Genomic DNA, 20,676 nt, shown 5'->3' with positions numbered 1-20,676 from the left:
CTTATAGAATTTATTGGAAGAAATCAATTCTTAATCCATTGACGATGCATTTCTAAAAAAGGGATAATTTTTCAATGAGAAAATACATCCTTTCATCACTTCTTTTGATTTGGTCGGCCCAGCTTTTTGCGGGAGTTGCGACAACAATCAGGTTAAATACAAATAATGATCTCGTTGTAACAGGGCAGACGACCGGTTCAGCTTTTATTATCAATTCATCTGAGCCAAACGGTGACGGAAGCGCAGAAGGCTTTCCGGCAAAAATTTATGTGCCGATGGATGGACCTTTGTCCGGTGCTGCTGATGAGGCCAAGTATTTTATCGATAAAAATGCGGGGACACTTTTTGATGTGACCAGCACGAGTCAAAAGATCAATTTTCCTCTCTATGTTAATGCCCTGACGGTAACGAATCCTTTTTATATTTACGTTGCCCTCAAAGACAACTCTAACAATTATAAGATCGTCACTTTTTCTTCTACCACTTACAATGGAACGACAAATCTGGATGTCACATTCCCGGTTTCGGTAAAAGAATTTTGTGATCAATCAGGAGTCGATTGCTCTTCTTTTACTTCAACTTCTGGAACTGAAAAAACGTTCACAGCTTACTTTTTCTTAAACGATACTGTTCCGACATCTCTGCCTGTGGGAACGACAATTACGCCCTCATCAGCAGGGTATAATAACGGAATCTACTTTCAGCTCAACATGAGCAATAAAGTTTATACAAAAACTCAAGTGACTCTGGATATTACTAAGACCAGGCCAGGGGATAAGAGACTTATTCTTGAGTATAGTGGAAGTGCCGGGATCACAAATCCCAAAGCGATTCGTGTTATTAGTTTTGGAAGCACTAACCCTGGGTCAGCGATTGATGACGAGCCTATTGTGACGGCCCTGAATGCAGGCGGAAGTTTAACTTCTACGGAGTATCCTTATTCAACCTCAGGTCAATTGACTGTCACCAATCTGGCAAACGGAGTAGAGACCTACCTCTCAGTGGTGATGGTAAATCTTTATAACATCGCAACTGTAGTGTCTCCTGCGGGCAGTGAGACTCCACTTGAGATTCAGGAGCTACTTAAAAAAGAGGGCTGCTTCTTACTTACGGCCGGGTTCGGAGAAGACCATTACGTAATTTCTTACTTTAGACATTTCAGAGATGCGGTTCTCGCAAAGTCTTATTTAGGGAAGGCCTTCATAAGCTTTTATTATGATACGGCCCCTAAGTACGCCTTACTAATCTATAAGCATGAGACATTACGCGCCATGATCAGGGGAATGGCCTACGCGCTTTATTTTATTTTTAATAATATAAGCCTGATCTTGCTTTCTTCGCTTTTTGCAACACTTTTATTTTATTTATACAAAAAACGAGAAAAAATTAAGATTTGACGCGCTCTTTTCGACTATAATAGTTTAATGGTCGATAGAAAGAACTTAATGGTCCTCATCGTTGATGATGAACCAGATATTTTAGAATTAATGGAAGAAGAGTTTCGCTACTGTGGCTACCAAACGGTAACTGCTGTATGTGGAAACGATGCTATTAAAATCCTTGATAATCAACACGTAGATATTGTTGTCTCTGATTATAAAATGCCTAACGGTAACGGGATGGCCGTGCTTTCGCACGTAAATAAAATGAACGACAAACCAGTTTTCTTTTTCGTTTCAGGACAAGCAGACGTATCGACAGAAGATGCAGTGAGAGCAGGAGCGAAGAAGTTTTTTTCGAAGCCCTTTGACCTGGATGAATTGATCAAAGAAATAGAACAAGATTTAATTGAAGCATAAAAAAAGGCCCTCTTTCGAGGGCCTTTTTTTTAGTTAACTTTTAAGATGTCTTCTAGTTCACCATTTTGCATAAGCTCAGTGATGATATCGTTTCCACCAACCAGTTGCCCCTTAACGTAAAGTTGTGGGTAAGTCGGCCAGTTAGAGAATTGCTTTACGCCTTCTCTGATATCCATGTCTGAAAGAATGTTAAATGTCTTGTATCCTACATGGTAGTGGTTAAGGATTCTGATTACGTTCGCAGAGAATCCACACTGTGGCATATCCGGTGTCCCTTTCATGAAAAGGAAAATCGGGCTTGCAGAAATAAGGTTCTGGATGCGTGTGTTGATGTCTAAGCTTTTGTCTGTTTCTTCGATCGCTAAACCTTGAACAACTTCAAATGGGTTACTCATATATATCTCCTAATATTGATTATAGTTTAATGCCGCGTTTTTCAGCTGTGGCAAAATCCATTGTCTTTAATTGAACGGCGTGAATGTCCGCCTTTAAACTTTCTTTTAATAAATCCATGACCATCTGGTGCTGTTGAATCAGCATCTTTCCTTTAAAAGCATCGCTGATGATCACGATGTCTAAGTGATCAGCTGTTCCTGTCATATCGAGAACTTCAACGTGAGCGTCGGGAAGACCAGTTTTGATGATACTTTTTACGTTTTCAAATGCCATAAAATCCTACTTTGGTGCCACTGCAAAAAAGCTAGTGATAAGAGTTAAAGTTCTAAGTGCGAAGGCCGTCCAGCCAAAAAGGCGGTGACGTCCTCTGATTTGATTCTCACCTGCGAGAAGTTTTCTTCCAGTGATAACTAGTAAAATATAGAACACAACTGAAAGAACGGCAAAACTCACGTGAATGTTTAAGATCATAGGATTCACGATCGCTTTAGACGCCTTTTCTACGGCCCCGCGAGAGAGTTCAATTTGCAGAATTAAAATAACGTCCCAAATCAGGACAGCAGTCATTGTAGGAACGTGAATTTTCCTGTTCTTTCTTTTGAGGATACCAAAAACCATCATCGAATAAATAAGAATTGATTGGATTTGAAATACAACTGCACTGCTCATGAATGTTCCTTAATGAATGAGTGCCCACAATAATGGATTTAGTGCGTTTCTTCAAATTTTTCATGGCGCGTAAATGAATTACTTTTCGTTTGGAAAGTATTAAAGTTAGGAAAATTAGTGCTAATGAGCACATCAATCAGGACATTAATGGAAAACGACACATCCCATAGACTTGGAAAGTGGGCCGTCATTGACGTTGAAACGTCAGGTGCGGACCCTAGTTACGATCAGGTTATCGACCTGGGCTTTCTGGAATTTGAAGGCACTAAACTCGTGAGAAAATTCTCCAGTCTGGTTCAGTTTCCAGGGGAGTTGTCGTCTTTTATCCAAAAACTTACTGGTATCACCGACAAGATGCTTTCTAAGGCCCCGACCTGGAGAGAGGTTGAAAAAGACCTGCAGGAGTTATACGGGCGCAAGTTGATTGCTCATAATGCCGACTTTGAACAAGGCTTTTTAAAAAGATCATTTGATAAAATTGACGATGGCAGCACTCGCGAAGAGTACTGTGACACGCTTTTATTCCTGGGTCTTTTATTTCCCGAATACTCTTCACTTAAATTAGAGCACTTCATCCAGGACTGGAAAATTGCGGAGACAGAAACTCACCGCGGTTTTGAAGATTCATTGGATTTATTAAAAGTTGTTTTAATTGCTACGAAGCTGACTCGTTTAGATAAAGCGCTTTATCAGTTTTTAAAGTTGCAGATTTTGGAGAAAAAAATCTTAGCGGACGAATTCTGGTTAATGCAGTTTTTGCACTTAAGTGATGATGAACTTCATGAGATAGCCCACCAGATTGATTTTGATTTAGATGCGCATACCCAGATAGCGAAAGAAAAAATTTGGGCGAGACGTTTCCCGGAAATTGCCAAACCAAAACCTGTGACAAAAAATTTCCCGCTGGAATTTAGCGGGGCCAATATCAAAGGGATTTTTAACGACGAAGAGAAGATCAAGTCCCTTTTCCCTCTCTATAAAAAGCGCCAGGCGCAGATAGACCTTGCTCTAAAAGCAGGGCAATCGTTAAAAAATAACATTCACAGCTTGATTCAAGCGCCAACCGGAACCGGGAAAACTTTCGGTTATTTGATTCCTTCTGTTTTATTTTCAATGGAAGAAAAGAAGCCGGTTCTGGTCGCTACAGGAACAAAAACACTTCAGCACCAGGCCTTTGATAAAGATGTGCCTCAGGTGAGAGAGTTTTTAGGACTGACTGAAGATGAAGTGAAAATTAAACTGCTGGTGGGATCAAACAACCACTTGTGCGAATCGCTTTTTCGTCAGGAAGAAAGTGAGAATACACTTCTAGGGTATTCGCAGGATTTTAACGACGCTTTTACCTCGCTTTATTTTGAAACGGTCTTTTTCCACAACGCTCGTTCGCGTTCACATGAAAAACTTTTAAGGGATGATCTTCCTTACGTCTTAAAGAGAAAAATTGAGCCGCTCATGAAGCGCGAGCGCGAAATCGCCGTAGACTTTAGAAGCTGTTCAGGTAACAACTGTCCGTTTAAAAATAACTGCAGTTATATCACCGGACTTCGCGAGGCCCGCGAGGCCAATATTATTATCGGAAACCACTCGCTCATGTTCTCATGGCCCAAGGGGATGCCACGTCCTATGCACATCGTAGTAGACGAGGCCCATAAAATTGAAGAAGAGGCAACTAAGGCCTTCTCTCTCGAGATTGACCAGAAGAGTTTTGAAATTTTTGTCGGCAACCTTCAGCACCTTCAAGGGGTGGGGTCACTTTTTTATCTTCTTGCTCAAAATGAAACTGAGCCGGGAGAGTCGAGTGATGTGATTAAAAACCTGCGCGAAGAAACGCTTAAAGCTCACCAAATGCTGATGGATCATCTTGCTCCATTGGGCGAGAAAGTTTCGCTTTATTTTAAGCGCATGCCTAAGTACACCGAGCTTTTCTGGAATGAACTTCCAATGATCAATCGCGAGACTCATAAAGAGTCGATTGCTCAGGGGATTTTAAATTCGCTGGAGAGTGTGCATTTTATTTTGCAGACATACCTGGCGCATTTCCTGCCATACAGCGGGCGCTTTGATGTTAAAAACTTAAAGAGCGAAAATGAAATTATCGCTTTTACTCGTTTTGAGTCTTTTTTCTCACAACTTTCTGATTACGTTTTAACCTTTGATAGTCTTTTAAAAGATACGCCAAACTACTGCCGTTCGATGAAGTACATCGAGTCTGATGGGTACTTATTCTCGTCTTCGCCCATTGATGTAGGAAGAATTGTGAGTGATAACCTACTTAAGACTTCGGCATCAGTCATTTTTACTTCGGCCACTCTGGCCAATGGAACAGGGGACACTGGGGCCCGTGGTATTGAGTGGGCGACAGGATACTCTTACCTTGAACCTGAAAGACGTTTTAAGGCCGGAACGTATCTGCCATTTACTTTTGATTATAAGAAGAACACCAAAGTCTTTTTGTGTGATGACGGTCCGTCTTTATATCAGGCGAATTTTGTCGAACATCACTTAAAACATATTAAACCGCTGATTCAAAAATTAGGCGGACGCACACTTCTTTTATTCTCAGCGAAGTCGCGCTTTGAAGTGGCCCGCGAAATCCTTTTAAAGGAGTTTGAAGGGCAGATTCCACTTTTTATTCAGGGGATGGGAACTAGTGTGGTTGAAGACTTTAAACGCTCGGGCTCAGGGATTCTTCTGGGGATGGAGTCGTTTGGAGAAGGGATCGACATTCCAGGGGATGCCCTGCAATTTATCTTCATCGATAAAGTGCCTGACCTGCGCATGGATTTAGTGATTAATGAAAGACGCGACTTTTATGAAGCGAATTTAGGAAATGAATTCACTGATTATTACCTCGCTCACCGCACGCGCTCGCTTCACCAGAAACTGGGAAGACTTCTGCGTACAGAGCAGGATTTTGGGGGAGTGATCATCGTCGATAATCGCGTGAAGACATGGAAAGGAAAAACCATGGAGAAGCTGGTTAAATTGATGGAGCCTTATTCGCTAGAGAGAGCGACGATGGCGGAGGCGACGAAAGAGATTGAAGAGTTTATTTTAGGTAAAGGATCAGAGACGCAATTGTAGCTCTATTCTTTTTCCGTTAAGTCATTTAGGTACTTAATCTGAATTTTCGTCCCATCTTCTGTGCGAACCAAGTAGGGAATCCCACCGTGCTGACTTAAAAAGATCTTCACGTGCTGAGGTTCTTTCACGTTCTTAAAATCAGTTCCTTCATCGTACATACGGTACTGAGTGGCCTGGACGTTTTGTCCGTCGATATTCATTTTCTCAGTCGTCAGGTTCGCGCGCTCAAGGATCACGTTCTTAAAAACCGGCGCTTCTTTATATTCCCATTGATTAAAGCCCACCAAAATATTGAACGAGTTTTTCCCGCTGGCATCGAATTTTTTTGAGCGCATAAAGAGCATTGAACTGGCCGCCGTCGGCGTGGCAATGTGGTATTTTGGGGCCGTGGCGATCTCGGCGCTGTGGTCTTCGTGCTTTGAGCTGGAGAATTTATAGGCCAGGTGGTTGCGTTTCGAGTTGTATTCGAAGGTTTCCCGCGACGTTTCTTTCCCCATAACTTTCTCGATCAAAACGAAAGTTGGGATGTATTCTTTGTTGACGATATACTCAACGTGAATGTTTAAAATCTCACCAGTTGTGACCTTTACAACGGCTTCAGAAATGTAGTGGTAACTCTGGTCTTTTTTATCGCGGTAGACGTCGAAACTTTCTTCTGCATAAATATTTTCGTTGCGATAAAAATTAAAAGCGCCTCGATAAATTTTATCTTCTTTTTTATATGTGCGTGACGTCCAGGTTTGCATGAATTCATTATATCTTGAATTTGATAATCTAAAAGGCAAAAGATATACTGCAGTTACACACTCAAGTTTTATTAAGGAGCCTTTCATGATTACTTATGAAGCCTATAAGATCCTGCACATCTTTACTCTTCTAATGGTTTTAGGAACTGTTGGTGCAATCCTGGCCGAAGGGAAGTGGATTGCGAAAAAATCATTCAAGATTACAGTTGGTCTTTTAACTTTTCTGGTTTTTGTCGCGGGGATGGGGTTGATCGCCAGACTTGGTTTCAGGCATGGAGAACCATTTCCTCAGTGGATTTGGGTTAAAATGGCAGCTTGGGCAGTCTTTAGCTTTTCAGTCATCATGCTCTTTAGAGTTAAGCAAGGCAGAGCGCTTTTTGCAGTCCTGGGTGCTGTTGCGGTTTTAACAGCTGTGTATGCGGCCGTGACGAAGTTGGCCTAAATGACAAAAGAGTCGAAAAAAGATCAGGACAAATTAGGGGCCAAAGGATTTTCCAAAGAGTATTGGGACGTCAATTACGCTGAACCGGAAGAGATGGATAATATCGTCAACGCCAAAGAGCACGCTGAATATATGAAAGCGATTTTTGGCCTTGAGTATGTCGACATCAGCAGTGTTGTGGATTTAGGTTTTGGTTTGGGGATTCTGTTTAAAGAAGTTCTTAAAACATTTAAACCTTATCGAGCTTATGGAATTGAGCCTTCAAAACACGCCTTTGATGTCACCTCTAAAAAGAAATTAAGTCCGACTGAATCGACCAAACTTACACTCGAGAATATCGATCTGGTAACGTGGGCGAAGAAAGATTTAAAGAAAGATAAAACCTACGATCTTGGTCTTTGCACATCAGTGTTTCAATATTTATCAGACGAGGAAATTGAATTTATTTTGCCAATCATGGCAAAAAGAATTCGCTATCTTTATTTTTCAGTTCCGACTAATCTAGAACTCAAAAGACAGGTGGCAGATTTAGAGTTTAAAGATGAGTATGCTATTCATCGCACGAGGGAGAAATACCTCAAGATGATTCGTCCTCATTTCACTTTTATTTCCAGCCGTCTCTTAGAAAGCAAAGTGCATTTCGATGATGAAAGCACTTATTTTACAGATTTATTATTTAGATTTTAATTAGGGGTTATGACTATGCAAGCTTGTCCATGCGGATCATCTGAAAACTACAGCAACTGTTGCGAACCATTCATTAAGGGAGCTAAAAAGGCCCCTACGGCCGAAAAGTTAATGAGATCACGCTATTCAGCATTTGCAGTTGGGGAACTAGACCATGTGGAGAGAACTCACCATGCTTCAACACGTAAAGAACTGGACATGGAAGGAGTGAAGTCTTGGGCCCTAAACTCTGAGTGGTTAGGTTTAGAGATTCTTGGAACCGAGGCCGGAAAAGAGAAGGATTCAACAGGAAAAGTTGAGTTTAAATGCCGTTTTGTTTTCAATGGAGCTACGCAAACCCACCATGAACTAAGCACTTTTGAAAAAGTTGATGGAGAGTGGTTCTTTGTCGATGGTGTAATGAGAAATAACACTGTGAGAAGAGACGCACCTAAAGTTGGGCGCAATGATCCTTGTCCATGCGGCTCAGGGAAAAAGGCAAAAAAGTGCTGCCACCAATAGGCCCAAGAAGATAACCGAGACAAATCTTCCGCCTATGAAATAAAGCTTAAAATTTTGGTATCTTAGAGCTATATTAGGGGTACCAATTTTTAACTGAGTAAAACGTCTCACGTTTTACTTTTCATAGGCTTCTATCATGTCAAAAATTTTCGATTTTTCACATCTCTCGAGTTCAGACATCTCTTTTATTGATTCGCTTTACGACACTTACAGATCTAATCCTGAATCTGTCGATGAATCATGGCAGAGATTTTTTCAAGGTTTCGAATTTCAAGGCGCAGGCTTTGGAACTTCTGGAACATCTGGTGAAGGCATCAGCGATCAAAAACTTCGCGCAGAATTTAATGTCTTTAGATTGATTCAGTCTTTTAGAACAAGAGGGCACCTTCTTGCAGACACGAACCCAATTCGTCCAAGAAGAGATAGAAAGGCAAGAATTTCACTTGAAGAGTATGGGCTATCGGACGCTGATAGAAAAACTGTTTTCCAGTGTGGAGAGTTTTTAGGAATAGGGCCTGCCACTCTTGATCAGATTCTTGATCACATGAAAGAAATCTACTGCGGAAAAATTGGTTTCCAATATATGCACTCTAACAACACTGATGTTAGACGTTTCATGAGAGAGAGAATTGAATCAACTGCCAAGAAGATCAATCTTCCAATTGAAAAGAAAAAAAGAATTTTAGAAAAACTAAACGAAGCCAACGTTTTTGAAAACTTCCTACAGACAAAATACATCGGTCAGAAAAGATTCTCTCTTGAAGGGGGAGAAGCAACGATTCCAGCTCTTGATGCTATTATCAACAAGTCTGCTGAGCTTGGAGCGCAGGAATTCGTTATCGGTATGGCCCACAGAGGTCGCCTGAACGTTCTGGCGAATATCGTAGGGAAAACTTACGAATACATCTTCACTGAATTCGAAGGTGGATCAGAAGAAGAAAAATCTGGTCAGGCCGGAGACGTAAAATACCACAAAGGTTTTACTTCAATTAAGAAAGCAACGAATGGAAAAGAAGTTTTCGTAAAACTTCTTCCAAACCCATCGCACCTTGAAACAGTAGACCCAATCGTTGTTGGGTACTGCCGCGCTCTTCAAGACAACCACTACAACGGTGACATGAACAAAGTGATTCCTATCCAGATCCACGGAGACGCCGCGGTGGCAGGACAGGGGATTGTTTATGAAACAGTTCAGATGAGTAAGCTTAAAGCTTACAACGTCGGTGGATCAATCCATTTAGTTATCAACAACCAAATTGGATTTACGACAGATATCGAAGACGCTCGTTCATCTCAGTACTGTGTTTCAATCGCTAAGACGATTGAAGTGCCAATCATTCAGGTTAACGGAGATGATCCGGAAGCAGTGGTGTATGCAATTGAACTAGCTGTAGAGTTCAGACAAAAATTCAACGAAGACATTTTCGTCGATATTGTTTGTTACAGAAAATACGGACACAACGAAGGGGATGAGCCAAGATACACTCAACCACACCTTTACGGTCTGATTACAAAACACAAGAACCCAAGAGAGCTTTATATCGATTACCTTCTGTCAAAAGGGGAAATCGAAGCGAAACTTGCGACAGAAATGATGGATGCTTATAAGCAACTTCTTTCTGACCGCTTCAATAACGTTCGTCAAAACGAAATCCCGAAAAAAGGTAAAGGCCCGCACAAAGATTGGGAAGGTCTTGAGTTCGCTGGTCCCGATGCTTTTGATGAATCACCGGCAACTGGTGTAAAGCGCGAAGCCCTTGATAAAGTTATGAAGGCCCTTCTGCACGTTCCACAAGGAATGGAGCTGATGAAGAAAACTCAAAAGATCCTTGATGACAGGAAAGAGTTTTACGAAGGGGATAAACTTGACTGGTCACTAGGGGAGCTTCTTGCTTACGGAACACTTGCTGATGAAGGACACCCACTTCGTTTTACTGGTGAAGACGTTATCCGCGGGACATTCTCTCACCGTCAGGCAAAGATTTTCGACGACAGAACAAATGAGTCTTACTGTGGATTAGAGAATATTTCTCCATCTCAAGGAAAGATTTCAATCTATAACTCACTTCTTTCTGAGTACGCTGTTCTTGGATTTGAATACGGATACGCATGGGGGAACCCTAAGGCGCTTACGATTTGGGAAGCTCAGTTCGGGGACTTCGTTAACGGCGCTCAGATTATGATCGACCAGTACATTTCTTCTGCTGAAGCAAAATGGCAGAGAATGAATGGTCTGGTGATGTTACTTCCTCACGGGCACGAAGGAGCAGGACCTGAGCACTCGTCAGCTCGTCCGGAAAGATTCCTTCAGCTGGCAGCTGATGACAACATGGTTGTCGCTAACTGTACAACTCCGGCCAACATGTTCCACCTGCTTCGCCGCCAGGTGAAGTGGACGTTTAGAAAACCTACAATTGTTATGACTCCGAAGTCTCTTCTTCGCGACCCACGTGCATCGTCGACTCGCGATGAATTAGTTAACGGAAAATTCCAGGAAGTCATCGACGATCCAAACACAGGTAAAAAAGTCTCGAGAGTGATTCTTTGTACTGGAAAAATTTACTACGACCTATATGAGAAGAAGATCGCTGATAAACGTGATGATGTTGCTATCGTTCGCGTTGAGCAGCTTTACCCACTTCCAGAGAAGAAACTGGCAAAAATTCTTGAGAAATACAAAGGTGCTGAACCGGTATGGGTACAAGAGGAGCCAAAAAACCAGGGATACTGGACATTCCTTCTTCGTTACGACCAATTTAGAAACCTAAGACTGATCAGCAGAAAGTCTCTGGCAAGCCCGGCAACTGGATTCTCAAACGTACATAAAAAAGAACAAGCAGATATTATTGCAAATGCATTTTCAAAATAAGGACTAGAATCATGAGCGTTGAATTAAAAATCCCTGTAATCGGTGAATCTGTAACGGAAGTCACACTTTCATCATGGCTTAAAAAAGACGGCGACTATGTTGCTGAAGGTGAAGCAGTTTGTGAAATCGAATCTGATAAAGCTTCGATGGAACTTCCAGCGCCAAGTGCTGGTGTTCTAAAAATCATGGCAGAGGCCGGAAGTGAATTAAAAATTGGCGCAAAGATCGGTGAACTAGATACATCGGCGGCAAAACCAGCGGCAGGAGCGGCGAAAGCTGAAGCCCCTGCTCCAAAAGCAGAAGCAGCTCCAGTTCAGGCGGCCGTTTCTTCTGGAAAAGAAGTCAATGTTCCAAGCCCGGCAGCAAGAAAAATCCTTGATGAAAAAGGAGTGGACTCAGCTGACGTTAAGGGTTCTGGAAAAGACGGACGTATCACTAAAGAAGACGCGATGAACGCTCAAGCTTCTGCTCCAAAAGCTGAAGCAAAACCAGCGGCGGCACCTGCTCAAGCCTCTAGACCAGCAGCAGCTCCAGGTTCAAGAGGAGTTCGTCCAGAGAAAATGACTCGTCTTCGTAAGACAATTGCTTCAAAACTAGTTGAAGCAAAAAATACAACAGCAATGCTAACAACTTTTAACGAAGTTGATATGTACGAGCTAATGAATCTTAGAAAGAAATATAAAGATGCTTTCACTAAGAAGCATGGAGTAGGTCTTGGGTTTATGTCACTGTTTACAAAAGCAGTCACAGTTGCTCTTAAAGACTGGCCGGCAGTAAACGCGCAAATCAATGGTGATGAAATCATTTTCCATGACTACGCGGATATCGGTATCGCAGTTTCAACTCCAAAAGGACTTGTGGTTCCAGTGGTGAGAAATGCAGAGAGCTTATCTCTAGCGGAAATTGAAAAAGAAATTCTGGCACTTGCTACTAAAGCTCGCGATGGAAAAATCACGATTGAAGAAATGCAAGGTGGAACATTCTCTATCACTAATGGTGGAGTGTTCGGATCAATGCTTTCAACTCCAATCCTGAACATCCCGCAATCAGCGATTCTGGGAATGCATAATATTATCGAGAGACCAGTAGCGATCAATGGACAGGTTGTGATCCGTCCAATGATGTACCTGGCACTTTCTTACGACCATAGAATTATCGATGGCCGTGAGTCAGTAAGCTTCCTGAAGCAGGTTAAAGAGCTTCTTGAAGACCCTTCGAGACTTCTACTTGATGTTTAAATAATAAAGGCCGGGTATATCCCGGCCTTTTGTTGTGGAGAATGAGTATGAGCGAAACAACGGACAAAAAAGACTTTCCTTATTTGCATGGATTTTCACCGGTAGAGCAGGATCGACTAAGGCGCCAGGCCCGCTTTGCTGAACACACGGTTTACCAAAATGTAAACTTCTCTGCTCAAAAGAAGATTTTAGAAGTAGGTTGTGGAGTAGGAGCTCAGACTGAGATTTTACTTCGCCGCTTTCCCGACATTCATGTGACGGGAATTGATTTAAACGACAAGCAGCTTAGTGCTGCTAAAAAATCTCTGGCCGAACACTCATACGCTAAAGGGCGCTATGACCTTCACCAGATGAATGCCGAGAAATTAGCTTTTAATTCAGCTGATTTTGACGGCGCGTTTTTATGTTTTGTTTTAGAGCATGTTCCTGACCCAAGACGAGTGCTTTCTGAAATTAGAAGAGTGCTAGCTCCTGGAGCTGTTTTATACGCGACGGAAGTTTTAAATTCGTCGTTTTTCTTAGATCCGTATTCTCCCAATGTGTGGAAGTACTGGATGGCCTTCAACGATTACCAGTACGACCAAAAAGGTGATCCGTTTATGGGGGCAAAACTTGGGAACCTTCTGATGCAAATCGGTTTTAGAAATATCGAGACAGAAGTGAAGACCTGGTTTTTAGACAATCGTCATCCGCAAAAGAGAAAGGAGATGATTGAGTTCTGGAGTGACTTACTTCTTTCGGCCAGTGATCAATTAATGGCGGCAGGGTATGTGACGGCAGAAGTGGTGGAGGGAATGAAAAAAGAGATGAGTGTCGTGGCAAGTGACCCGAACGCTGTGTTTTTCTTTTCGTTTATCCAGGCCAAAGCAAAGAATATTTAAGTGTCGAAAACGTAGATAGGAGAGATTTTTAGATGAAAGAGTTTGATGTCGTAGTTATTGGTTCTGGCCCTGGTGGATATATCTGTGCAATCCGTTGCGCTCAATTAGGGATGAAAGTGGCGATTGTTGAAAAATACAAAACACTTGGTGGAACTTGTTTAAACGTAGGGTGTATCCCTTCAAAAGCATGGCTTGATTCTTCGGAGAAATACCATGAACTGACTCACTCATTTAAAAAACACGGGATCGAAGCAACTGGTGTAAAGCTGGACTTCGGAGTTATGAGAGACAGAGTGAAGAAAGTTGTTTCTGATGTTTGTGGTGGTGTTGCTTTCCTAATGAAGAAAAACAAAATTGAAGTCTTTACGGGACACGGATCATTTGTTGACGCTAATACAATCGCAGTCAAAGGCGAAAAAGAAACAGTTCAGATTTCTGGAAAGAAAATCGTTATCGCAACTGGATCAAAACCTTCAACACTTCCAGGTGTAACAATCGATAAAGAAAGAATCATCACTTCAACTGAAGCACTGGTTCTTAACGAGCTTCCAAAGAAACTTATTGTTATCGGTGGTGGGGTTATCGGTCTGGAGCTTTCTTCAGTTTATAGAAGACTAGGATCAGAAGTGACAGTTATCGAGTACGCTGATTCAATCATTGCAACAATGGACGCAGGTCTTGGAAAAGAACTGACAAAAGTTCTTAAGCGCGACGGAATTGAATTCCTTCTTGGCCACGGTGTAACGGAAGTTAAATCAACAGGTAAAAAAGTTACTGTTAAAGCAAAAAATAAAACTTCAAATGAAATTGTGACTCTTGAAGGGGACTACTGCCTGGTAGCAGTAGGAAGAAGACCATACACTGAGGGACTTGCTCTGGATAAAGCTGGTGTAAAAATGGATGATAGAGGACGTGTTGAAACGAACTCGCACCTGCAGACAAATGTACCTCACATCTACGCTATTGGAGATGTGGTTAAAGGAGCAATGCTTGCTCACAAAGCTGAAGAAGAAGGTGTGTTGGTTGCTGAGTATATGGCCGGACAAAAACCGCATATTGATTACAATCTGATCCCTGGTGTTGTGTATACATGGCCGGAAGTTGCGGCCGTTGGAAAAACAGAAGAGCAATTAAAAGCTGAAGGACGCGAGTATAAGTCAGGGTCATTCACTACAAAAGCTTCAGGACGCGCCCGCGCTTCTGAAGAGTCGGATGGTTTTGTTAAAGTTCTTGCTGATAAAAAGACAGATGAGATTCTTGGTGTTCATATGATTGGACCTCGTTGCGCAGATATGATTGCTGAAGCTGTTTTAGCAATGGAATATAGAGCATCAGCTGAAGATGTTGCGCGCACAAGCCATGCGCACCCAACGTATACTGAGTCACTCAAAGAAGCCTGCTTAGCAGCAACTGACAAACGTTCACTTAACTCTTAGACAAATGATAGCTCCATCATAAAAATGGTGGAGCTTTTCTTCAAAAATTCCTATCATTACTTGTCCTAACTCAATCATTAAAGAAGGAGATTTCCATGATTAAGGCGTTATTGTTTTCTTTATTAATTTCTAGCGGAGCGTATGCAAAGGTGAAAACTGAAAGAGTTGAATACAAATCAGGAGACCTGACATTTGAAGGATTCCTGGCCTACGACACTTTAAACCAAGGGAAAAAACCAGGGGTTATGATCGTTCACAACTGGATGGGTGTAACAGCGGAAACAGAATCAAAAGCGATTGAAGTGGCAAAACTAGGGTACATTGCTTTTGCTGGCGATATCTACGGAAAAGGAATCCGCCCAAAAGACACTAAAGAAGCAGGGGAGCTTGCTGGAAAGTATAAAGCGGACCTAAAGCTTCTTCGCGAAAGAGCAAACCTTGCGATTGAAGAATTAAAGAAACAAAAGAAAGTTGATACCAGCAAAATTTTTGTGACTGGTTACTGCTTTGGTGGAACAACGGCAATTGAAGTGGCCCGCTCTGGTGCTGACGTCAAAGGCGTAGTGTCTTTCCACGGTGGATTAATGCCATCTAACGATGACAAAAATATCAAAGGACAAGTTTTAGTTCTTCATGGCGCGATCGATCCATACGTTCCTCAAAAAGACATTGATGGATTCATTAAAGGAATGAATGAAGCGAAAGTTAATTACACAATGACTTCTTACTCAGGAGCTGTTCACAGCTTTACAGAGAAAGCAGCAGGAAACGATATCTCTAAAGGAGCAGCTTACAATGAGCAGGCCGATAAGAGATCGTGGATTGCGATGAAAGAATTTTTAGCAGAACTATCGAAGTGATTTTTTTTAAAGCGGAACTTCTTGCCCGGAAGTTCCGCTTTTTGATTAAAATACTCGGGCACAAATTGCCCCTTTTCCTAACACAATCCCAATAATTTATTTCTCGATTATCCTTAACGATAAGACTTCCATCAGGAGACTCTTATGTTAAAGATAACTACTTTAGTTGTAGCTGGATTACTTACGTTAGGTTCTGCATTCGCAAGCGGTGACCCTTTAGACCAAGACCGTTTTGAATTCCCGGAACCGAGTAAAGCTGATCTAGGGCAAAGTCTCAAACTGTGGGCGACTTATTACTATCTTCCGGAAATCGACGAAGACTCAGGGTCAATCCCTCTTCGCGATATGAAAGGGCAGGAGCTTGGACCGCGCTTAACTTTAAAGCACTGGTGTGACACTGCGATGGAAGGATCAGTTAAAATCAATTTTAAAAATGGCGATATCAAAACGTTCAACTACCAGGGAACGACAAACGATTATTTCGTCGACTGTAAATCAATCTATCCAAGACACACTGGAATCGGGAAGACAAAATTCCGTGAGGCCAATGGAGTTTATGGGGATGGGCTGGATGATTACATCCTTTCACCATACAGAACGCTGGCAACAGATGTGACATACATTAGGCCGGGAACGGCCCTTTATATCCCTAAAGCGCGTGGGGCGAAGATCACTCTGCCAAATGGAAGAGTCATCACTCACGATGGTTATTTCTTCGCGGCCGATAAAGGTGGAGCGATTAAGGGGACCCATGTAGATGTTTATATTGGGGTTTCGAAAAAAGCGACTTTCTTCCCATGGATTGGGAGTTCAGAATCTAAGACATTTGAAGCTATTATTGTAAAAGACCCAAAGATCATTGCTGATCTTCTGGAATTACACTCAATTAAGTAATAACTAGTTCTATGAAAACATTATTTGCCTTTATCGTATGCCTAAATGCTTACGGTGCCACAACTCCTTCGAGCTGTGGCACCTATGACGTTTATGGTGTTATTGAGAAAAATCAAAAAGCACCTGGTTATGTTTTCCTTGTCAATAAAGGAACTCTGTCTGAATACCGTTTTACCATTACTGATGAACAAGAGCTCAAGGCCGCGCCTTATATCGACAGGTCTATCAAGCTAAGAGGAAAGATAACTAAAAAGCTTGATGGGCAACAAGGTGAGTTTAGCTCGATTGAAAGCTATACTGATATTGTGCCGGATCCGGCGAACCTAAAAGGTTTAAATGGACTGACACTTATTAAGAAGGAGAAATGCAGATGAAAAAAATGCTGATGGTTTTATCATTAATTTCTCTTTCAGTGAAGGCCGCTGACAATAATATGCTTTTTATCGGTGGTGGTGGTGAGCCTAAAGGAGCTCAAGGCACTCAGTTTGATGGAAGTGTGCGCGCTCTGGGGGACTTCTACAAGGCCAATAAGAATTATTCGACAACTATTTCTTTTAATGGTGGGCACCCGGACACCGAGAGTCTAATTGCTGATCGGTTTAAAGGAGCAGCTAATTCAGGTCCATTTACCAGTTCAAACTACAAAGCTCTTATTGAAGATGCCATTAAGAAAATTGAAAATAAAGATATCCCGGCAGGAGGAAAACTCCTGGTGTTTATCAATAGCCATGGGGGAGAAAGCAGTGGAAAAACCCATAACATTTCAACTGCTGGATCGGCGATGACTAATATGAACTCGTTGAATGACACTTCATCAGTGAGTCTGGATACTTTGGAAGCGTTAACGAAAGCGGCCAAAGATAATAATATAAAACTTGCAATCGTTGATGGAAGTTGTCACGCTGGGAATTCATTATCGCTTGCTAATGCAAATACATGCGTGATTGCCGCTTCTGGGCCTAAGCATTACGCTTATTCAAATTTTGCAGATGTCTTTGCTGCCCAAATGAAAAAAGGGAAAAATCTAGAGGACATTTTTTTTGAAACCAAAGCTCAAACTCAAGGTGGGGGTTTTCCGATGATCTCAACTCCTGAAGGAGTTGAAGTCCAGGATGAGATTTATCCTTACCTGACACCTTATATGTATTATCACGATGAATACCGTGGTATGGCCTTAGATAAAATTGATGATTACATTAAAGACAATATGACAGATGAATTGATCTGCAGAAGAGAAGCTCACTATGATTCCCTTAAAAAAGTATTGAACTTGATTGAAGAGATGAATCAGATTGAAAAGAAAACTCTCTTTAGCTCTAAGCCTCGTCTGGTAAAGACAGTGGACCTGACTGATTTAAAAAAGAAAATAGATGAGTATAAAAAAACTCAAGATAATTATTTTGCGAAATTAAGAAGGCTTGATCTTGCAGGGCTTGAGACCAAAATCACGATCACGACTGATTATTATAAAAAGGGAACAACTTACACTCATCGCGAAGTTTTAAGCACTGATTACGATCAATTGATTGCCGGAAAAACAAAGGATTTAGAAAATACAAATCTGACACCTGCCAGGAGAGAGAACCTGGAGAATCTTCGCGATTTTTATCGCGCGGCCAGGATCGAAAAAGCGAAACTGATAAGAGACAATCCTCAGTATCTTGAGCAAAGAAACATTTTTGATGAGCTAAAAACCGATCAAAAAGTAGGTTATTCTGTGGCAAGTGCTATTTCTCAAGAAGCAAGTAAGGCCTATGATGCGTACTATAAGAGCAAGCAAAAAGAACTAAAGCAATATGATCAGTCGGCCACAAATCCTTGCAGAGATTTCATTCTCTAGACGTAACCTTAAGGAAATTGGGGAACTCATCAAAGATTCCCCTTAGATAGTGATTTATCCTCAATTTTAGGTTAAAATTAATATGTATCCTTAGCATGTGGTAATTCCAATTATCATATGCATTACGCTCAGTTATTTCACAGGATGTAAATTGAGTGAACCTCATAGGAAGGAGAGAGAAAAAATGGTTAATAAAAAGATCTTACTAGTTGAAGACGATCAAGACATCCGTGAAACATTGGTTGAACTTCTTGAAGGTGAAGGTTATGAAGTTCTCTTCGCTGAAAATGGACAAGTAGGCCTGGAAAAACTCTCTCAGGCATCAGATCTTCCCAACCTTATTCTTCTTGATTTAATGATGCCGATTAAAGACGGTTTCCAATTCTGCGCTGAAAAAGAAGCAGACCCTAAAATAGCTCACCTGCCAGTTGTTGTGATGTCTGCCGACGGACATATTAGAGAGAACCAACAACGTGTAAACGCCCGCGCTTATCTTAAAAAGCCGCTTGATATCTATGAGATCATCGATATCGTGGAAAAGTACTGCGTTTAATTCTTAATTTTTTAGAAACAAAGCTCGTCAATTTTAAGCAGATCGTCTGATCTGTGACCATACTCTTTTCCATGCCAGCTTTTTAAACTATCGGTTTTTTCCTGAATTTCCTGGGCGGATTTAATATCGTAAAAACGAAGAATGCCCTCGCATCTGTTTTTAATGGCCTTCTTAATAATTTTTCTTTGTGGTCTTTCAAAATGAGAAGGGTTAATCGCCTCATTTAAGTGGTCTGTGATGACAGGCCTTAGTAAGTTCTCAGGCGCCACCTGTCGCTCGTTATTAAAGCTCACAGAGTGGTCTTCATTAATCTTTAAAAGTGGGGCCAAGGTTTCATCGTCTAACGTAATAGGGTTAAGCAGGTTTTCGTAAAAATGGAACCCGCCGAAATTGGCCGCCAGGTCGCCGTTTGAATAAACTCCATCAACGACCATTCCGTACATACCATTTTCTGTTTCTTCGCCCCAGTCAATAACTGCTTTCATGGCCTCGCTGGCCGATTTTTTTTCGCTTAGAGCTTTGTGATAAAGCACATAGTACTCGTAACCTTGATTGAACATGTGACCTAATTTATCGACACCTAAGTACACGCCATACATTTTTAGGCTTGAGCAAAAAACAAAGTATGAAGGAGAGATGATTCTATGAAAGCCGGAAAAAGAATAGATAGTTTTTAATTTTCCTGGAAGATAAGTAATAGGTTTGTTGTCTTTTTTATTATCCGGATAAGGGATAATGGAAAGTGGCAAACCAAACACACCATCTCTTTGGTCTTCCCATGTGAAGGTTCCACCAAGTTCATCATAAACTGCAGCGACAACTCCGGCATCGGTTTGAATCGAGGCGAGGCGTGCTTCATCATGAGCGAGTTTCTTTTTGAGTTCGCGTCTTAATAATGGTTTTTCTAAAGCTTCTTGTGATTGAAGGCGTTTTTTTGTCTCTTCAATTTTAGCTGGAAGCTCTCTTAAATCGAGATTTAATTTATCTACCGCTAGCTTCGTTTGGCCGTAGATAAAGCTGGAAATATCCACACCGACGTCCGCCAATTCCTCTTTCGGAACGGTATGCTGGTCAGACTCATAGGCATATGAGTTCAGGGCCAGGATCATGGATAGGGCCAGGATGAGTGTTTTCATGCAGGGAGAATTTGCAAGGGAAGGGCCTAAAATAAAGACCCCTTTTCAAGGACTTCGCCAGGATAAGAGTGAGCTTATCCTGACGGGTGTTTAGCTTTTAAACAGTTTAAGAATTAAGAGCAACCATCGCTTCAGCGTAATTTGGCTCGTTGGCGATTTCTGGAACTTGCTCCGTGTAGATGATTTCGTTTTTCTCGTTGATGATAATAACCACACGAGAAGCAAGACCTTTTAGAGGGCCATCAATGATGTCTAATGGGTAATGCTTAAAAAAATCTGATCTAAAAAGTGAAGCAACAGTGACATTGTTGATTCCCTCAGCTGCACAAAATCTCTTTTGAGCAAAAGGTAGATCCATTGAAAGATTGATAACTGCAACGTTGCCTAACTCTGCTGCATTTTTATTAAACGTGCGAACGCTCATCGCACATGTTCCAGTGTCAATACTCGGGAAGATGTTAAGTAATTTATATTTTTCTTTGAATGATGACAGGCTTACTTCACTTAAGTCTGTTTTTACCATTGTGAAATCGTGGGCAAGGTCTCCAGCATCTGGAAGAGTGCCGCGGCTGTGAATGTAATTACCTTGTAGTGTTAGTCTTGTCATTGAAGAGCTCCTTTAAAGCGGGTTCGACTAGGTCTTCA

General features: G+C 41.6%; 21 protein-coding genes. 15 read left to right on the top strand and 6 right to left on the bottom strand.

Annotated features, from left to right (window positions below):
• Positions 1–74 precede the first annotated feature (74 nt).
• Together AC6JA8_RS12465 and AC6JA8_RS12460 are read left to right on the top strand one after the other, a co-directional pair.
• Positions 75–1,397 (top strand): CFI-box-CTERM domain-containing protein, encoded by a 1,323-nt coding sequence (locus tag AC6JA8_RS12465; protein ID WP_497974081.1) that lies wholly within the window; start codon positions 75–77, stop codon positions 1,395–1,397.
• Positions 1,398–1,424: 27 nt separating this feature from the next.
• Entirely contained in the window at positions 1,425–1,799 is a 375-nt protein-coding gene (locus AC6JA8_RS12460; protein WP_497974080.1) for a response regulator, read from the top strand.
• A 29-nt stretch (positions 1,800–1,828) separates the two neighbouring features.
• Here the strand turns inward: AC6JA8_RS12460 and grxD are convergent, their stop codons facing one another.
• From grxD to AC6JA8_RS12445, 3 genes are read right to left on the bottom strand one after another with little or no spacing between them, the layout of a single operon-like run.
• Entirely contained in the window at positions 1,829–2,194 is a 366-nt protein-coding gene (gene grxD / locus AC6JA8_RS12455; protein WP_497974079.1) for a Grx4 family monothiol glutaredoxin, read from the bottom strand.
• Positions 2,195–2,213: 19 nt separating this feature from the next.
• A complete protein-coding gene (locus tag AC6JA8_RS12450) occupies positions 2,214–2,468 on the bottom strand; it encodes a BolA/IbaG family iron-sulfur metabolism protein (protein WP_497974078.1) in 255 nt (84 codons plus the stop codon).
• A gap of 6 nt (positions 2,469–2,474) precedes the next feature.
• Entirely contained in the window at positions 2,475–2,864 is a 390-nt protein-coding gene (locus AC6JA8_RS12445; RefSeq protein WP_497974077.1) for a hypothetical protein, read from the bottom strand.
• A 123-nt stretch (positions 2,865–2,987) separates the two neighbouring features.
• Here AC6JA8_RS12445 and AC6JA8_RS12440 point away from each other — a divergent pair, with 123 nt between their 5' ends.
• Positions 2,988–5,948 carry a helicase C-terminal domain-containing protein gene (locus AC6JA8_RS12440; protein WP_497974076.1) on the top strand — a complete coding sequence of 987 codons (2,961 nt, stop codon included), beginning with the start codon at positions 2,988–2,990 and terminating at the stop codon, positions 5,946–5,948.
• A 2-nt stretch (positions 5,949–5,950) separates the two neighbouring features.
• Here AC6JA8_RS12440 and AC6JA8_RS12435 read toward each other — a convergent pair whose 3' ends face one another.
• Entirely contained in the window at positions 5,951–6,694 is a 744-nt protein-coding gene (locus AC6JA8_RS12435) for a hypothetical protein (RefSeq protein ID WP_497974075.1), read from the bottom strand.
• Positions 6,695–6,779: 85 nt separating this feature from the next.
• Between AC6JA8_RS12435 and AC6JA8_RS12430 the strand changes: the two genes are divergently transcribed.
• The 12 genes from AC6JA8_RS12430 (at position 6,780) to AC6JA8_RS12375 (ending at position 18,895) form a co-directional block, all read left to right on the top strand.
• On the top strand, positions 6,780–7,136 hold the full coding sequence (locus AC6JA8_RS12430) for a SirB2 family protein (protein WP_497974074.1): 357 nt from the start codon (positions 6,780–6,782) through the stop codon (positions 7,134–7,136).
• The gene (locus AC6JA8_RS12425) at positions 7,137–7,823 is read left to right on the top strand and encodes a class I SAM-dependent methyltransferase (protein ID WP_497974073.1); all 687 of its coding nucleotides are present in this window, start codon (positions 7,137–7,139) and stop codon (positions 7,821–7,823) included. It abuts the gene before it with no gap.
• A gap of 15 nt (positions 7,824–7,838) precedes the next feature.
• Positions 7,839–8,324, top strand: coding sequence for a YchJ family protein (locus AC6JA8_RS12420; protein ID WP_497974072.1), 486 nt, complete (start codon positions 7,839–7,841; stop codon positions 8,322–8,324).
• 136 nt (positions 8,325–8,460) lie between these two features.
• Positions 8,461–11,193, top strand: coding sequence for a 2-oxoglutarate dehydrogenase E1 component (locus tag AC6JA8_RS12415; protein ID WP_497974071.1), 2,733 nt, complete (start codon positions 8,461–8,463; stop codon positions 11,191–11,193).
• An 11-nt stretch (positions 11,194–11,204) separates the two neighbouring features.
• Positions 11,205–12,431 (top strand): 2-oxoglutarate dehydrogenase complex dihydrolipoyllysine-residue succinyltransferase, encoded by a 1,227-nt coding sequence (gene odhB / locus AC6JA8_RS12410; protein WP_497974070.1) that lies wholly within the window; start codon positions 11,205–11,207, stop codon positions 12,429–12,431.
• Between the two features lie 47 nt (positions 12,432–12,478).
• Positions 12,479–13,312, top strand: coding sequence for a methyltransferase domain-containing protein (locus tag AC6JA8_RS12405; RefSeq protein ID WP_497974069.1), 834 nt, complete (start codon positions 12,479–12,481; stop codon positions 13,310–13,312).
• A 32-nt stretch (positions 13,313–13,344) separates the two neighbouring features.
• The gene (gene lpdA / locus AC6JA8_RS12400; protein ID WP_497974068.1) at positions 13,345–14,748 is read left to right on the top strand and encodes a dihydrolipoyl dehydrogenase; all 1,404 of its coding nucleotides are present in this window, start codon (positions 13,345–13,347) and stop codon (positions 14,746–14,748) included.
• A gap of 95 nt (positions 14,749–14,843) precedes the next feature.
• Positions 14,844–15,608, top strand: coding sequence for a dienelactone hydrolase family protein (locus tag AC6JA8_RS12395; RefSeq protein ID WP_497974067.1), 765 nt, complete (start codon positions 14,844–14,846; stop codon positions 15,606–15,608).
• Positions 15,609–15,752: 144 nt separating this feature from the next.
• Positions 15,753–16,502 carry a 3D domain-containing protein gene (locus tag AC6JA8_RS12390; protein WP_497974066.1) on the top strand — a complete coding sequence of 250 codons (750 nt, stop codon included), beginning with the start codon at positions 15,753–15,755 and terminating at the stop codon, positions 16,500–16,502.
• Between the two features lie 11 nt (positions 16,503–16,513).
• Positions 16,514–16,876: a hypothetical protein gene (locus AC6JA8_RS12385; protein WP_497974065.1), complete on the top strand. Its 363-nt coding sequence runs from the start codon at positions 16,514–16,516 to the stop codon at positions 16,874–16,876.
• Entirely contained in the window at positions 16,873–18,342 is a 1,470-nt protein-coding gene (locus AC6JA8_RS12380; protein ID WP_497974064.1) for a hypothetical protein, read from the top strand. Before AC6JA8_RS12385 ends, AC6JA8_RS12380 begins: the two co-directional genes overlap by 4 nt.
• 184 nt (positions 18,343–18,526) lie before the next feature.
• Positions 18,527–18,895: a response regulator gene (locus tag AC6JA8_RS12375; RefSeq protein ID WP_497974063.1), complete on the top strand. Its 369-nt coding sequence runs from the start codon at positions 18,527–18,529 to the stop codon at positions 18,893–18,895.
• A gap of 11 nt (positions 18,896–18,906) precedes the next feature.
• Here AC6JA8_RS12375 and AC6JA8_RS12370 read toward each other — a convergent pair whose 3' ends face one another.
• Positions 18,907–20,031, bottom strand: a complete 1,125-nt coding sequence (locus AC6JA8_RS12370; protein WP_497974062.1) for a hypothetical protein — start codon at positions 20,029–20,031, stop codon at positions 18,907–18,909.
• 106 nt (positions 20,032–20,137) lie between these two features.
• Positions 20,138–20,638 (bottom strand): thiol peroxidase, encoded by a 501-nt coding sequence (gene tpx / locus AC6JA8_RS12365; RefSeq protein WP_497974061.1) that lies wholly within the window; start codon positions 20,636–20,638, stop codon positions 20,138–20,140.
• Between the last annotated feature and the right edge of the window lie 38 nt (positions 20,639–20,676).

Source organism: Bacteriovorax sp. HI3 (genome assembly GCF_059738875.1).
The sequence above is the reverse complement of the archived record's forward strand: the minus strand, read 5'-3'. Positions and strand labels throughout refer to the sequence as shown.

Coding starts and splice junctions, on each gene's coding strand:
- AC6JA8_RS12375 (WP_497974063.1), top strand. CDS start 18,527: ATGGTTAATAAAAAGATCTTACTAGTTGAAGACGATCAAGACATCCGT.
- AC6JA8_RS12380 (WP_497974064.1), top strand. CDS start 16,873: ATGAAAAAAATGCTGATGGTTTTATCATTAATTTCTCTTTCAGTGAAG.
- odhB (WP_497974070.1), top strand. CDS start 11,205: ATGAGCGTTGAATTAAAAATCCCTGTAATCGGTGAATCTGTAACGGAA.
- AC6JA8_RS12435 (WP_497974075.1), bottom strand. CDS start 6,694: ATGCAAACCTGGACGTCACGCACATATAAAAAAGAAGATAAAATTTAT.
- AC6JA8_RS12420 (WP_497974072.1), top strand. CDS start 7,839: ATGCAAGCTTGTCCATGCGGATCATCTGAAAACTACAGCAACTGTTGC.
- AC6JA8_RS12425 (WP_497974073.1), top strand. CDS start 7,137: ATGACAAAAGAGTCGAAAAAAGATCAGGACAAATTAGGGGCCAAAGGA.
- tpx (WP_497974061.1), bottom strand. CDS start 20,638: ATGACAAGACTAACACTACAAGGTAATTACATTCACAGCCGCGGCACT.
- AC6JA8_RS12430 (WP_497974074.1), top strand. CDS start 6,780: ATGATTACTTATGAAGCCTATAAGATCCTGCACATCTTTACTCTTCTA.
- AC6JA8_RS12370 (WP_497974062.1), bottom strand. CDS start 20,031: ATGAAAACACTCATCCTGGCCCTATCCATGATCCTGGCCCTGAACTCA.
- AC6JA8_RS12450 (WP_497974078.1), bottom strand. CDS start 2,468: ATGGCATTTGAAAACGTAAAAAGTATCATCAAAACTGGTCTTCCCGAC.
- AC6JA8_RS12440 (WP_497974076.1), top strand. CDS start 2,988: ATGAGCACATCAATCAGGACATTAATGGAAAACGACACATCCCATAGA.
- AC6JA8_RS12390 (WP_497974066.1), top strand. CDS start 15,753: ATGTTAAAGATAACTACTTTAGTTGTAGCTGGATTACTTACGTTAGGT.
- AC6JA8_RS12385 (WP_497974065.1), top strand. CDS start 16,514: ATGAAAACATTATTTGCCTTTATCGTATGCCTAAATGCTTACGGTGCC.
- AC6JA8_RS12460 (WP_497974080.1), top strand. CDS start 1,425: ATGGTCGATAGAAAGAACTTAATGGTCCTCATCGTTGATGATGAACCA.
- AC6JA8_RS12415 (WP_497974071.1), top strand. CDS start 8,461: ATGTCAAAAATTTTCGATTTTTCACATCTCTCGAGTTCAGACATCTCT.
- AC6JA8_RS12465 (WP_497974081.1), top strand. CDS start 75: ATGAGAAAATACATCCTTTCATCACTTCTTTTGATTTGGTCGGCCCAG.
- lpdA (WP_497974068.1), top strand. CDS start 13,345: ATGAAAGAGTTTGATGTCGTAGTTATTGGTTCTGGCCCTGGTGGATAT.
- AC6JA8_RS12405 (WP_497974069.1), top strand. CDS start 12,479: ATGAGCGAAACAACGGACAAAAAAGACTTTCCTTATTTGCATGGATTT.
- AC6JA8_RS12395 (WP_497974067.1), top strand. CDS start 14,844: ATGATTAAGGCGTTATTGTTTTCTTTATTAATTTCTAGCGGAGCGTAT.
- grxD (WP_497974079.1), bottom strand. CDS start 2,194: ATGAGTAACCCATTTGAAGTTGTTCAAGGTTTAGCGATCGAAGAAACA.
- AC6JA8_RS12445 (WP_497974077.1), bottom strand. CDS start 2,864: ATGAGCAGTGCAGTTGTATTTCAAATCCAATCAATTCTTATTTATTCG.